This is a genomic window from Pseudomonas sp. 2hn, from assembly GCF_019646095.1.
GTDB lineage: Bacteria > Pseudomonadota > Gammaproteobacteria > Pseudomonadales > Pseudomonadaceae > Aquipseudomonas > Aquipseudomonas peradeniyensis.
This window is the reverse complement of record NZ_CP081016.1, coordinates 5,667,326-5,680,737: the sequence shown is the minus strand read 5'-3', so window position 1 is coordinate 5,680,737 and position 13,412 is coordinate 5,667,326. Positions and strand designations below refer to the sequence as shown.

The 13,412-nt window shown below is 63.9% G+C and carries 12 protein-coding genes; 6 read left to right on the top strand and 6 right to left on the bottom strand.

Annotated features, from left to right (window positions below):
* On the bottom strand, positions 1-669 hold the full coding sequence (gene tcyL, locus K2O50_RS25605; protein ID WP_046857530.1) for a cystine ABC transporter permease: 669 nt from the start codon (positions 667-669) through the stop codon (positions 1-3).
* Positions 666-1,472 carry a cystine ABC transporter substrate-binding protein gene (gene tcyJ / locus K2O50_RS25600; RefSeq protein ID WP_050707462.1) on the bottom strand — a complete coding sequence of 269 codons (807 nt, stop codon included), beginning with the start codon at positions 1,470-1,472 and terminating at the stop codon, positions 666-668. Before tcyJ ends, tcyL begins: the two co-directional genes overlap by 4 nt.
* Before the next feature lie 362 nt (positions 1,473-1,834).
* On the opposite strand from tcyJ, the gene epsC reads away from it, so the two are divergent.
* Positions 1,835-2,773: a serine O-acetyltransferase EpsC gene (gene epsC, locus K2O50_RS25595; protein ID WP_050707461.1), complete on the top strand. Its 939-nt coding sequence runs from the start codon at positions 1,835-1,837 to the stop codon at positions 2,771-2,773.
* A gap of 310 nt (positions 2,774-3,083) precedes the next feature.
* Entirely contained in the window at positions 3,084-5,045 is a 1,962-nt protein-coding gene (gene betT, locus K2O50_RS25590; RefSeq protein ID WP_162232990.1) for a choline transporter BetT, read from the top strand.
* Positions 5,046-5,145: 100 nt separating this feature from the next.
* On the opposite strand, the gene tauD is transcribed toward betT, so the two are convergent.
* From tauD to tauA, 4 genes are all read right to left on the bottom strand, one after another.
* Complete coding sequence (tauD, locus tag K2O50_RS25585) at positions 5,146-5,979, bottom strand: taurine dioxygenase (protein WP_050707493.1); 834 nt, start codon at positions 5,977-5,979, stop codon at positions 5,146-5,148.
* Positions 5,980-6,111: 132 nt separating this feature from the next.
* Positions 6,112-6,951 carry a taurine ABC transporter permease TauC gene (gene tauC, locus K2O50_RS25580; protein ID WP_050707459.1) on the bottom strand — a complete coding sequence of 280 codons (840 nt, stop codon included), beginning with the start codon at positions 6,949-6,951 and terminating at the stop codon, positions 6,112-6,114.
* Entirely contained in the window at positions 6,948-7,727 is a 780-nt protein-coding gene (tauB, locus tag K2O50_RS25575; RefSeq protein ID WP_050707458.1) for a taurine ABC transporter ATP-binding subunit, read from the bottom strand. The genes tauC and tauB overlap by 4 nt, the downstream gene beginning before the upstream one ends.
* A gap of 13 nt (positions 7,728-7,740) precedes the next feature.
* Positions 7,741-8,712, bottom strand: a complete 972-nt coding sequence (gene tauA, locus K2O50_RS25570; protein WP_050707457.1) for a taurine ABC transporter substrate-binding protein — start codon at positions 8,710-8,712, stop codon at positions 7,741-7,743.
* A gap of 540 nt (positions 8,713-9,252) precedes the next feature.
* Here tauA and K2O50_RS25565 point away from each other — a divergent pair.
* From K2O50_RS25565 to K2O50_RS25550, 4 genes are all read left to right on the top strand, one after another.
* A complete protein-coding gene (locus K2O50_RS25565) occupies positions 9,253-10,581 on the top strand; it encodes an OprD family porin (RefSeq protein ID WP_050707456.1) in 1,329 nt (442 codons plus the stop codon).
* A gap of 164 nt (positions 10,582-10,745) precedes the next feature.
* Positions 10,746-11,384 (top strand): peroxiredoxin, encoded by a 639-nt coding sequence (locus K2O50_RS25560; RefSeq protein WP_050707455.1) that lies wholly within the window; start codon positions 10,746-10,748, stop codon positions 11,382-11,384.
* A 343-nt stretch (positions 11,385-11,727) separates the two neighbouring features.
* The gene (gene ssuE, locus K2O50_RS25555; RefSeq protein ID WP_028689218.1) at positions 11,728-12,321 is read left to right on the top strand and encodes an NADPH-dependent FMN reductase; all 594 of its coding nucleotides are present in this window, start codon (positions 11,728-11,730) and stop codon (positions 12,319-12,321) included.
* Positions 12,322-12,416: 95 nt separating this feature from the next.
* Positions 12,417-13,382 (top strand): sulfonate ABC transporter substrate-binding protein, encoded by a 966-nt coding sequence (locus tag K2O50_RS25550; RefSeq protein ID WP_050707454.1) that lies wholly within the window; start codon positions 12,417-12,419, stop codon positions 13,380-13,382.
* The last annotated feature ends 30 nt before the right edge of the window (positions 13,383-13,412 follow it).

Genomic DNA, 13,412 nt, shown 5'->3' with positions numbered 1-13,412 from the left:
TCAGTGCTCCTGGTCGTGCTGGTTGACCCGCGCTTCCATGCGGTTCTGGAAGTGCGCCAGGATGCTGCAGAGGATCCAGTAGACCACCGCGACAGCCAGGTACATGGTGAAGACCTCGAAGGTCCGGGCGGTGATCAGCTGCGCCTGGCGGAACAGCTCGGGCACCTGGATGGTCGCCGCCAGCGCGGTGTCCTTGACCAGCGAGATGAAGCTGTTGCCCAGCGGCGGCAGGGCGGTGCGCAGGGCTTGCGGCAGGATCGCCCGGCGCATGGCCTGGGTGCGGGTCATGCCGATGCTGGCCGCCGCTTCCCACTGGCCACGGTCGATCGAGGAGATCGCCGCGCGGAGGATTTCGCAGATATACGCCGCCATGTTCAGCGACAGGCCGATCAGCGATGCCGGGATCGGGTCGAGCTCGATGCCGATCTGCGGCAGGCCGAAGTAGATCACGAACAGCTGCACCAGCAGCGGCGTGCCGCGGAAGAACGACACGTAGATGCGGGCGAGCCAGTCCAGCGGCAGGATCTTCGACAGGCGCATCAGCGCCAGGGCGAAGCCCAGCACCAGGCCGAAGAACATGCCGCCGACACTGAGCAGCACGGTATAGCCCGCGCCCTTGAGCAGGAAGGGCGCGGAATCGACAACGAGTTGCAGGCTTTCAGCGATCATTTGGTGACATCGGCACCGAAGTATTTCTCGGACAGCTTGGCCAGCGTGCCGTCGGCCTTGAGCTTGTCGATGGCCTTGTTCAGCGCCGCGAGCAGTTCAGGCTCGCCCTTGCGCAGGGCCACGCCCGATTCCAGCTTGGAGAATTTCTCGCCGGCCAGCGCGGTCGGTTTCTTGTCCTTGGCGGTTTTCTGCACGTACTCGAGTGCGGCCAGGCGGTCGATCAGGATGGCGTCGATACGGCCGTTGCGCAGGTCGGCGAATTTGGTCGGGTCATCTTCGTAGGTGCGGACATCGGCTGTCGGCACGTCCTGTTTCACCCATTGCTCGTAGTTGGTGCCCAGGCCGACGCCGACCTTCTTGCCACCGAGGTCGGCGGCGGTCTTGATGTTCTTCTCGTTGTCGCTGCCCTTGAGGACCAGGGCCTGGATGCCGGAAACGGTGTAGGGCTCGGAGAAGTCGTACTTCTTCTTGCGCTCTTCGGAGATGGTCACCTGGTTGATCACCACGTCCAGGCGCTTGGACTCCAGGGCGGCGAGGATGCCGTCCCACTTGGTCGGCTGGACCTTGGCCTTGACCCCAAGCTCCTTGGCCAGCAGTTCGGACAGCTCGACTTCAAAGCCGGACAGCTTGCCGTTCTCGTCCTGGAAACTGAACGGTGGGTAGGTGCCTTCCAGGCCGACGTTGATCACGCCTTTCTCCTGGATGGTCTTCAACTGCTCGCCGGCGAAGGCCTGGCCGAGCAGGCCGGCGCCGAGCAGGAGCGCCAGGCTGGCGTTGAGAAGGGGTTTGGCGAATTTGGTCATGGCAGGCCCCGCGCTTGTTGTGGAAGTAGTGAGGTGGCGACTATAGAGGTGGGCTTTATAGGTCGGGAAATAATAAAAAATCAGGTTGTTATTCCCGTTTCTGCATTTTGCAGTCGCTTATGCCCGACTTAGCTCAGGATGGAATAAAGCGTTGTTTTTTCCAAGAGGCAGATTTGACGTATCGTGGCTTACACCCTCCCTGTAGGAGCGGCCTTGGGCCGCGAAAGGGCCGCGCAGCGGCCCCGCCGATAGGTGCTTCTGCGCGAAGATCCCAGGGCCGCTGCGCGGCCCCTTCGCGGCACAAGGCCGCTCCTACAGGGAACGTAGGTATATCGAGATAGCCGCCTGGCAGGAGAAACACCGTGAGCGAACAACCATCAACCGGGCACTGGCAATTGCAGGGCATTGTCAGTGGCCTGCGCAGCGCCCGAGAACAGTGGCGCAGCAGCAACGGCCGCAGCAGCGGCGAGCAGGGCGGGCGCGAACTGCCGTCGCGCGAGGCGCTGCGCCAGATTCTCGAGCAGCTGTGCGGCGCGCTGTTTCCCATGCGCCTGGGCCCGGTGGACCTGCGTGAGGAGAGTGAAGACTTCTACGTCGGCCACACCCTCGATGCCGCGCTCACAGCGTTGCTGGCCCAGGCCCGCCTGGAGCTGCGCTACGCGGCGCGCCATGGCAAGACCGATGTGGTCGATGTCGATGGCCATGCCCTGCGCCTGATCCAGGACTTCGCCGCGGCCCTGCCGGCCCTGCGCGTGCTGCTGGACACCGACGTGCTCGCCGCCTACCACGGCGACCCGGCAGCGCGCAGCGTCGACGAGGTGCTGCTGTGCTACCCGGGCATCCTGGCCATCATCCACCACCGCCTGGCCCACCACCTGTACCGGGCCGGCCTGCCGTTGCTGGCGCGTATCAGCTCGGAGCTGGCGCACTCGGCCACCGGCATCGACATCCACCCCGGCGCGCAGATCGGCCCGAGTTTCTTCATCGACCACGGCACCGGCGTGGTGATCGGCGAGACCGCGATCATCGGCGAGCGGGTGCGTATCTACCAGGCCGTGACCCTGGGCGCCAAGCGCTTCCCCAGCGACGAATCGGGCACCCTGCACAAGGGCCTGGCCCGCCACCCGATCGTCGAGGACGACGTGGTGATCTACGCGGGTGCGACCATTCTCGGAAGGATCACCATCGGCAAGGGCTCGACCATCGGCGGCAACGTGTGGCTGACCCGCAGCGTGCCGGCTGACAGCAACATTACCCAGGCTAACCTGCAGCTGGATTGTGAGGGCAAGAAAGCCTTCTGACTCAAGGGCTGGGATGCGTGGGAGCGGGCTTGCCCCGCGATGGCGATGGTGGGCGTGACCCTGCAATCGCGGGGCAAGCCCGCTCCCACGTGCATTCTGTTCGGTCCCCGCCCAGCGGCATCGGGTCGCATTGAAACTCGATCCATGTTTAACTTGAACGCTTGTTCAACGAAAAACGCTGGTCCATTGCCGGTGTTCAAAAGGAGGAATCGCCTTTGCTGAACCCGTTCAATCCGAACCTCACGTCCTTCGACGAGGTGCCCGTTCAATGAGTGCACCGACCCCCGACCTTGCCCACGGCAAGATCCGCATGAACCCCCCCGTGTTCTACTTCGCGGCAAGCTTCATCCTCCTCTTCGGCCTGGTCGTCATCGCCCAGCCCCAGGCCGCCGGGGACTGGCTGCTGGCGGCGCAAAACTGGGCAGCCAACACCGTCGGCTGGTACTACATGCTGGCCATGACCCTGTACCTGGTCTTCGTGGTGGTCACCGCCTTGTCCGGCTACGGCAAGATCAAGCTCGGTGCCGACCACGACGAACCCGAGTTCAGCTACCTGTCCTGGGCCGGCATGCTGTTCGCCGCCGGCATCAGCATCACCCTGTTCTTCTTCTGCGTCTCCGAGCCGCTGACCCACATGCTACAGCCGCCGCAGGGCGAGGCCGGCACGGCCGAGGCCGGGCGCCAGGCGATGCAGATCCTGTTCCTGCACTGGGGCCTGCACGGCTGGGGCGTGTTCGCCTTCGTCGGCATGGCGCTGGCCTACTTCGCCTACCGGCACAACCTGCCGCTGGCCCTGCGCTCGGCGCTGTACCCGCTGATCGGCAAACGCATCAACGGCCCGATCGGCTATGCGGTGGACGGCTTCGGCATCATCGCCACGGTGTTCGGCCTGGGCGCCGACATGGGCTTCGGCGTGCTGCACCTGAACGCCGGCCTCGACTACCTGTTCGGCATCAGTCACAGCCAGTGGGTGCAGGTGATCCTCATCACCCTGATGATGGGCGCGGCGGTGGCCGTGGCGGTCGCCGGGGTGGAGAAGGGCGTGCGGGTGATGAGCGACATCAACCTGTTCCTGGCCTGCGCGCTGCTGCTGTTCGTGCTGTTCGCCGGGCCCACCCAGCACCTGTTCAACACCTTGATCCAGAACCTGGGTGACTACCTGGGCGCGTTGCCGCGCAAGAGCTTCGATGTGTACGCCTACGGCGAGCAACGCGACTGGCTGGGTGGCTGGACGGTGTTCTACTGGGCCTGGTGGATTGCCTGGGCGCCGTTCGTGGGGCTGTTCATCGCGCGCATTTCGCGCGGGCGCACCATCCGCGAGTTCGTCTTCGGCGTGTTGCTGATCCCGCTGGGCTTCACCCTGGCGTGGATGTCGATCTTCGGCAACAGCGCCCTGGACCAGGTGATCAACCACGGCATGACCGCGCTGGGGCAGTCGGCCATCGACAACCCGTCGATGAGCCTGTACCTGCTGCTGGAAACCTACCCGTGGAGCAAGACGGTGATCGCCGTGACGGTGTTCATCAGCTTCGTGTTCTTCGTCACTTCGGCCGACTCCGGCACGGTGGTGCTGTCGACGCTGTCGGCCAAGGGCGGCGGCGCCGACGAGGACGGCCCGAACTGGCTGCGCATCTTCTGGGGCGCGATGACCGCGCTGATCACCAGCGCGCTGCTGTTCGCCGGCAGCATCGACTCGCTGAAGTCGGCGGTGGTGCTGACCTCGCTGCCGTTCTCGCTGATCCTGCTGTGCATGATGTGGGGGCTGCACAAGGCCTTCTACCTGGAAAGCCAGCGGCAGATCGCGCAGATGCACTCGCTGGCGCCCTTCGCCCAGTCCCGGCGTGGGCGTGGTGGCTGGCGCCAGCGGCTGAGCCAGGCCGTGCACTTCCCGTCGCGGGACGAGGTGTATCGCTTCATGGACGACGTGGTGCGTCCGGCGATCGCCGAGGTGCGCGAGGTGTTCGAGCAGAAGGGGCTGGTGCTGATCACCCAGGACGACCCGAGCCACGACAACGTCAGCCTGAAGATCGGCCATGGCGAGGAGCAGCCGTTCATCTACCAGGTACAGATGCGTGGCTACTTCACGCCGTCGTTCGCGCTAGGTGGGCTGGGGACGCAGGAGTTGAAGAATCGTCGCTACTACCGGGCCGAGGTGCACTTGAGCGAAGGTAGCCAGAACTATGATCTGGTGGGCTACAGCAAGGAGCAGATCATCAACGACATCCTCGACCAGTATGAGCGGCACATGCAGTACCTGCATCTGGTGAGGTAAGCCTGTTCCGGCCTCTTCGCGGGACAAGCCCGCTCCTACAGGGATCGCGTAACCCTTGTAGGAGCGGGCTTGTCCCGCGAAGAGGCCCGCACAGGAAACCTCAGAACGGCGCATCCCCCAGAATGGTCGCCCGATGCATCACCCGCCGATTGGGCCGGTAGTCATCCACCGCAAAGTGCTGGGTCACGCGGTTGTCCCAGAACGCCACGTCGTTTTCCTGCCAACGCCAGCGAATGCTGAACTCCGGCCGCGTCGCATGGGCGAACAGCAGCTTGAGCAGTGCCTCGCTCTCCTGCTCGTTCAGCTCGTTGATCCGCGTGGTGAACCCCTCATTGACGAACAATGCCTTGCGCCCGCTGACCGGATGGGTACGCACCACCGGGTGCGACAGCGGTGGGTTGTTGCGCCGGGTGGCTTCCCAGCGCGCCAGGTCTTCGGCGGTGGTGCCGAAGCGCTCCAGCGGGAACGACTTGGTGAAGTCGTGGGTGGCGGTCAGGCCGTCGAGCATCGCGCGCAGCGGCGCCGACAACGCCTCGAACGCGGCGATCCCGCTAGCCCACAGGGTGTCGCCGCCAAAGGCCGGCAACTGCTTGGCGCTGAGTACCGCGCCCAGCGCCGGGGTCGGCAGGAAGGTCACGTCGGTGTGCCAGACGGCGTTGTCGCGCACATCGGTGACCGCGGTGTCGAGGATCAATACCTGCGGCGTCTGTGGCACATTGGGGTAGATCGGGTGGATGTGCAGGTCGCCGAAGCGGGCGGCGAAACGGGCCTGCTGCTCGGGGGTGATCGGCTGGTCGCGGAAGAACAGCACCTGGTGTTCGAGCAGTGCCTGCTCGATGGCGTCACGCTGTTCGAGGGTGATGTCGCGGCTGATGTCCACGCCGCTGATCTGCGCGCCCAGTGCCGGGCTCAAGGGGGTAACGGTCAGGCTCATGTCGGTCTCGCTCAAAGGTTCGTTCCCGCTGTCGGGTATACAGATCGAGAATCTCTATCGCGGGGCAAGCCCGCTCCCACGAGGTGAGTGCTTGGCGTGGGAGCGGGTTTGCCCCGCGATTGTCAGGAGGTATCAGTGGCTCTGGCCATGCCAGGGCACCAGCTTGCGCTGCAGGGCGCGCAGGCCCATCTCCAGGGCAAAGGCGATCAGGGCGATCAGCAGGATCCCCAGCACCACCACGTCGGTGACCAGGAACTGCGCCGCCGACTGCACCATGAAGCCCAGGCCGCTGGTGGCGGCGATCAGCTCGGCGGCGACCAGGGTCGACCAGCCCACGCCGAGGCCGATGCGGACGCCGGTGAGGATGTCGGGCAGGGCGCTGGGCAGGATCACATGGCGGATCAGTTGCGCCCGGGTGGCCCCCAGCGACTGCGCGGCGCGCAGCTTGGCCGGGTCGACGGTGCGCACGCCGGTGGCGGTGGCGATGGCGATCGGGGCGAAGATCGCCAGGTAGATCAGCAGCACCTTCGACAGCTCGCCGATACCGCACCAGATGACGATCAGCGGCAGGTAGGCCAGCGGCGGGATCGGTCGGTAGAACTCGATCAGTGGGTCGAGGATGCCGCGGGCCACGCGGTTGTAGCCGATGGCCAGGCCGACGGGGATGGCGGTCAGTGTCGCCGCCACCAGCGCCAGGCCGATACGGCCCAGGCTCGCGCCCAGGTGCTGCCACAGGCTGGCGTCCATGTAGCCCCGGGTGAGCAGCGTCCAGCCCTTGGCCAGGATGTCGGCGGGCGAGGGCAGGAACAGGGGTTCGATCCAGCCGGCGGCGGTCACCAGCCACCACGCCAGCAGCAGGGCGGCCAGGGTGAGGGCGCTGATCCAGCGGGTCGACAAGGGCTTGCGGGTCTTCACGACAGGAGGCGTGCGTTGTGCCTGCTTGGCGGCGGCCGGCAATTCGATGCTGCTCATGCGGACTCCTGACGTTGCGAGAACACCCGCGCCAGCACGTGCTCGCGGGTTTCGATGAAACGGGGATCGGACTTGATCGCCCGGGCCGACTCACCAGCGGCATAGCGCTGGCCGAACTCCAACTGCAGGCGCTCGACCACACGCCCCGGATTGGGCGCCAGGAGCACCAGCTCGGTGGCGAGGAACACCGCTTCCTCAATGTCGTGGGTGATCAGGAACACCGGCTTGGCGGTGCGCTGCCAGACCTGCAGCAGCAGCTCCTGCATCTGTTCGCGGGTAAAGGCATCGAGGGCGCCGAACGGCTCGTCCATCAACAGCACCCGCGGGTCGGCGGCCAGCGCCCGGGCCAGGCCCACGCGCTGCTTCTGCCCACCGGACAATTGCCAGATGCGTCGCTCGCCGAAGCCGGCCAGGTCGACCAGCGCCAGCATCTCGCGGGCCTTGGCTTCACGCTGTGCACGGGGCACGCCGGCCAGCTCGAGGCCGAAGGCGACGTTGCCGAGCACGTCCTGCCAGGGCAGCAGGGCATCGTCCTGGAATACCACGCCACGCTCGGCGCCCGGGCCTTGCACCGGCGCGCCGTCGAGGCTGATGCGCCCGCCGCTGGGGGCGACGAAGCCGGCGATCAGGTTGAGCAGCGAGGTCTTGCCGCTGCCGGATGGCCCGAGGGCCACCAGCAGCTGGCGCGGGCCCAGGCTCAGGTTGATGTCGGCCAGCACCGGGGTGGTGGCGCCGGGGTACTGTGCGCTGATGCGCTCCAGTTCGAGCAAGGCCATGACGGGCTCCGGATCAGTTGGGCAGGTATTGGGCGCTGACGTAGGGCGAGTAGTCAGGCAGCACGGCGTCGACCTTGCCTTGTTGCTTGAGGAAGGTCGCGGTGTCGGTCAGTGCCTGGGTGGTCGGCGCGCCCAGTGCGCTGGCCTGGTCGGCGGCCAGCGGGTAGACGTTGCCCTGCAGCAGCACCGGGATATCGGCCGGCTTGGCGCCGGACAGCTTGACCAGCTTGGCAACGTTGTCCTTGTCGGCCAGCCAGGCTTTCGGGTCCTTGCGGTAGTCGGCGTAGGCGTCAAGGGTGACCTTGGCGAACGACTTGACGATCTCCGGGTGCTTGGCGGCGAAGTCCTTGCGCACGATCCAGGCATCGAAGGTCGGCGCGCCTTTCTCGGCCAGCTCGCCCGAGGTGATCAGCACCTTGCCGTTCTCCTTGGCCACGCCCAGGGCCGGGTCCCAGACGTAGGTGGCGTCGATGTCGCCGCGTTTCCAGGCGGCGATGATTGCCGGTGGCGCGAGGTTGAGGATCTGCACCTTCGACGGGTCGATGTTCCAGCTCTTGAGCGCGGCCAGCAGGCTGTAATGGCCGGTGGAAACGAACGGCACGGCGACTTTCTTGCCCACCAGGTCCTGCGGGGTCTTGATGCTGTCGCGGGCGACCAGGGCTTCGCCTGCGCCTATCTGGGTGGCGATCAGGAAGGTTTCGACCGGCAGCTTGCGGGTGGCGGCGGCGGCCAGCGGGCTGGAGCCGAGGTAGCCGATCTGCACGTCGCCCGAGGCGACGGCGGTGATCACATCGGCGCCATTGTCGAATTTGCGCCAGTCGATGCTGGCCTTGCTGTCCTTTTCATAGGTGCCATCGACCTGGGCCACCTTGGCCGGGTCGACGGTGGTCTGGTAGGCGACGGTCAGGTCGGCGGCCTGGGCCAGCCAGCTGGCACTGGCGAGGGTCAGGGCGGCGAACAGGCGCAGCGGAGCGTGCGGGATCATGGTTGAACCTCTCGTCAGGCATTCTGGGATGGATGGCGAGAAGACTAGATGATCTAAGAAATAGTAAATAAATAACTTTTTGGACTTAGCTTAAAAGCCAAACGCTCTGACCCCCCATGTTGGTGTGGGGCCGTTTTCATCGCAGGACAAGCTCGCTTCCACAGGCGGGGGCGAAGCTGGCGGAATCGCTCAAGACGGCTAGTCTTGTTCGGTTCCTGCGGAGGGACCGCTGGTCGAAAGCTCGGCAAACGTTTGCACATAACCTAAAGGTATGATTGACGGCGTCGATACAACGTTTCGTAGGAATGGTTCCGATGTTATTCCGTAAAAATCTTACAGATTCATAAAACGGTCATTTTGGATTTATAGGATTGTCATTATCCTGTAGTGCAGGTCGGCGGGTTAGACCAAAGTCGCAGATCGACCGTTAGCGATTGACTTGGCGGTCACGCATTGGTGCTAAATCGCCAATCCGGGCGAGTGGGGCAGCAGATCCCGCCGCTTGAGACGCACAAAAATTAGAACGTAGAGGAGCAAAACATGTACAAGTCCAGCCTGGCCCTGGCCGTGGCACTGGGGGTTCTCGCCCAACAAGCAGGCGCTGCAGGTTTCGTCGAGGACAGCAAGCTGTCCCTGAGCTCGCGCACCATGTACTTCAACAACGACAACCGTGAAGCGCCTGGTAGCAAGCCACGTCCTGACGTGCGTGAGTCCGGTCAAGGTTTCAAGCTTGACTACATCTCCGGCTTCACCGAAGGCACCGTTGGCTTTGGTGTGGACGCTCAAGCCCTGTGGGGTATTCACCTGGATGGCGGCAAGGGCTACCACCAGAACGGCAGCAGCTTCTTCCCTAGTGACTCCGACGGCTCTGCCGAGAAGCAGTGGGCACGTCTGGGCGCCAATGCAAAGGCTCGTTTCTCCAAGACCGAGGCGCACTTCGGTAGCGCACTGGCACCTAACCTGCCAATCCTCGTGTCCAACGATGGTCGTCTGCTGCCACAAACCTTCGAAGGCGGCACCATCTCTTCGAAAGAGATCGACAACCTGACCCTCAATGCCGGTCAGCTGACCCACGCTATGGGTCGTTCGTCGAGCAACCGCACTGGTCTGTCGGTGCAGGGTGCTACGCAGGAAAGCAACAAGTTCCGTTACGCCGGTGCTGACTGGAAGGTCACCAAGGACCTGACCCTGCAGTACTACTACTCGAACCTGGAAGACTTCTACAAGCAGCACTTCCTGGGCGCGACTCACGTGTTCCAGATCGCTGACGACCAGTCGTTCAAGACTGACCTGCGCTACTTCAAGAGCAGCAAGGACGGCAAGAACGGTGAAGCCGGTTACGAGTTCAAGAACAACAACGGCTACGCCAAGAACCCAGGCGAGGTCGACAACAAGACCTGGTCGGCCATGTTCACTTACACCCTCGGTGGCCATGCCCTGATGCTGGGCCACCAGCAGGTCAGCGATGATGGTGGTTTCGTCTGGCTGAACCAAGGCAGCCTGGTCGACGAAGGTGCTGGCGGCGCAAGCTTCTATCTGTTCACCGACAGTATGATCAACCAGTTCGCCAAGGCCGGTGAAAACACCACCTTCGGTCAGTACTCCTACGACTTCGCTCGCCTGGGTGTGCCGGGCCTGAAAGCCTCCGTCGCCTACCTGCGCGGTGAAGATGGCCGTGCCACCAATGGCCATGGCACCTTCAGCGAATGGGAGCGTGACGCACGTGTTGATTACGTTCTGCAAAGCGGCGCGCTCAAAGGCTTGGGCTTCAGCCTGCGCCAGGGCGTCTACCGTGGTACCGGTTCGGGTTCGGCGAACGACCAGGACCAGACTCGCTTCATCGTCAACTACACTTACGCCTTCATGTAAGTCGTAGCGGCATCAAAAAAGCCTCCCCTAGTGCGAGGCTTTTTTGTGTCTGCGAATCCGTATGCTTAATGGTTATAAATAAATCGATATATATTCTTTTTATTTTTATTCGGAAGCAGGCACATTGAACCCACAAGGCCAGACACAGCACAGGAGCCGCTTCCATGAGCCTCAAACTCGGCGATATCGCCCCCGATTTCGAACAGGATTCCAGCGTCGGCAAGATCCGTTTCCACGAATGGCTGGGCGACAGCTGGGGCGTGCTGTTCTCCCACCCGGCCGACTTCACCCCGGTGTGCACCACCGAGCTGGGCCTGACCGCCAAGCTCAAGGAAGACTTCGCCAAGCGTGGCGTGAAAGCCATCGCCCTGTCGGTGGACCCGGTCGACTCGCACCACAAGTGGATCGATGACATCAACGAGACCCAGAACACCGTGGTCAACTTCCCGATCATCGCCGACGCCGACCGCAAGGTCTCCGACCTGTACGACCTGATCCACCCCAACGCCAGCGACACCCTGACCGTGCGCTCGCTGTTCGTCATCGACCCGAACAAGAAGGTGCGCCTGACCATCACCTATCCGGCCAGTACCGGGCGCAACTTCAACGAGATCCTGCGGGTGATCGACTCGCTGCAGCTGACCGACAACTACAAGGTCGCCACGCCAGGCAACTGGCAGGACGGCGACGAGGTAGTGATCGTGCCTTCGCTCAAGGACGAGGACGAAATCAAACGGCGTTTCCCGAAAGGGTACCGGGCGGTGAAACCCTATCTGCGACTGACCCCGCAACCGAATCGATGAGGCATTCCTCGTTGCATTGCTCTTAGCCAAGCAGGGATCTTCGGGCCGTTTCGACGGCCCTTTTTTATGTCCGCCGAAAGCCTGTAGGAGCGGCCTTGTGCCGCGAAAGGGGTGCGCAGCACCCCCAAGATTTCAGCGTCAATGCACCTATCACCGGGGCCGCTTTGCGGCCCTTTCGCGACACAAGGCCGCTCCTACAGAGATAAATCTTAATATCTCTATATGGAATAAATAAATACTAAAATATGATTTATAGATATATGTGACGAACTGTTAATGTCACTTCCATCCAGCGGGGACAACCCCTCGCGGCCCTGCAATCGAATCGAAGGAAGCGCTTTCAATGCTGGTTGTTTCTGTCGGTGGTAGCCCCAGTCTTCGTTCACGCTCAGGCGTGCTGCTAGAACGCTCGCGCGACTGGCTGCAGGAGCGCGGCGTCGAGGTGGTGACCTTCCAGGTGCGGGAATTCCCCGCCGAGGACTTGCTCCACGCGCGCTTCGACAGCCCGCAGGTGCGTCACTTCAATGAACTGGTGGCCCAGGCCGATGGCCTGGTGGTTGCCACCCCGGTGTACAAGGCCTCGTTCGCCGGCGCCCTGAAGACCTTGCTCGACCTGCTGCCCGAACGTGCCCTGGAACACAAGGTGGTCCTGCCGATCGCCACCGGCGGCAGCATCGCCCACATGCTGGCCGTGGACTACGCCCTCAAGCCCGTGCTGTCGGCCCTCAAGGCGCAGGAGACCCTGCAGGGGATCTTCGCCGACGACAGCCAGGTCGCCTACGGCGAAGGCACCCGACCCGCGCAACTGGCCGCTGCCCTGGAGCAGCGCCTGCAGGATTCGCTGGAAACGTTCCACAGCGCCCTGGCACGCCGGCCTCGGCCGGTGGTGCCGGGCGAGCTCAACGAACGCCTGATCAGTGCCCGTTGGAGCATCTGATCGCCCGCTACACCGCTTGACCGTTGTTCCCACCTTACTCGCCCGTCAACGAGGCAAGCAGGTGCTACCCGAACCCACTCGCACAGGAGAGCGCCATGCGCACAATCTTCTTGCGTCGCGGTCTGGTCGCCCTGTTTGCGGCGGCTGTGTCCTTCGGCGCCATCACTCAAGCCCAGGCCGAGAGCCTGCGCATCGGTTATCAGAAATACGGCACCCTGGTGCTGCTCAAGGCCAAGGGCTCGCTGGAAAAGCGCCTGAAGGAACAGGGCATCGACGTGCAATGGACCGAGTTCCCCGGCGGCCCGCAACTGCTCGAAGGCCTCAATGTCGGTTCCATCGACTTCGGCGTGACCGGCGAAACCCCGCCGGTGTTCGCCCAGGCCGCGGGTGCCGACCTGCTGTACGTCGCCTATGAGCCGCCAGCCCCGCACAGCGAGGCGATCCTGGTGCCGAAGGGATCGACGATCCAGTCGGTGAAGGAGCTCAAGGGCAAGAAAGTCGCCCTCAACAAGGGTTCCAACGTGCACTACCTGCTGGTGCGCGCCCTGGAAGACGCCGGCCTCAAGTACACCGATATCCAGCCCGTCTACCTGCCGCCGGCCGATGCCCGCGCCGCCTTCGAGCGCGGCAGCGTCGACGCCTGGGTGATCTGGGACCCGTACCAGGCCGCCGCCGAGCAACAGCTGCAGGCACGCACCCTGCGTGACGGCAAGGACCTGGTCGACAACCACCAGTTCTACCTGGCCACCCGCAGCTATGCCACCCAGCACCCGGCGGTGATCAACACCCTGGTCGAGGAAGTGCGCGCCGTGGGCGAATGGTCCCGGGCCAACCCGCAGCAGGTCACCGACCAGGTCGCGCCGCTGCTCGGCCTGCCTGCCGACATCACCCTGACCTCGGTGAAACGCCAGGGCTACGGCGCGGCGCCGCTGACCCCGGAAGTGATCGCCGCGCAGCAGAAGATCGCCGACACCTTCCAGGCCCTGAAGCTGATTCCCAAGCCCTTGAGCATCAAGGACGTGATCTGGACACCCCCGGCCAAGGTCGCCAGCGCGCCTTGAACGATTCGCCTGCGCCGGGGCGCCGCCCCG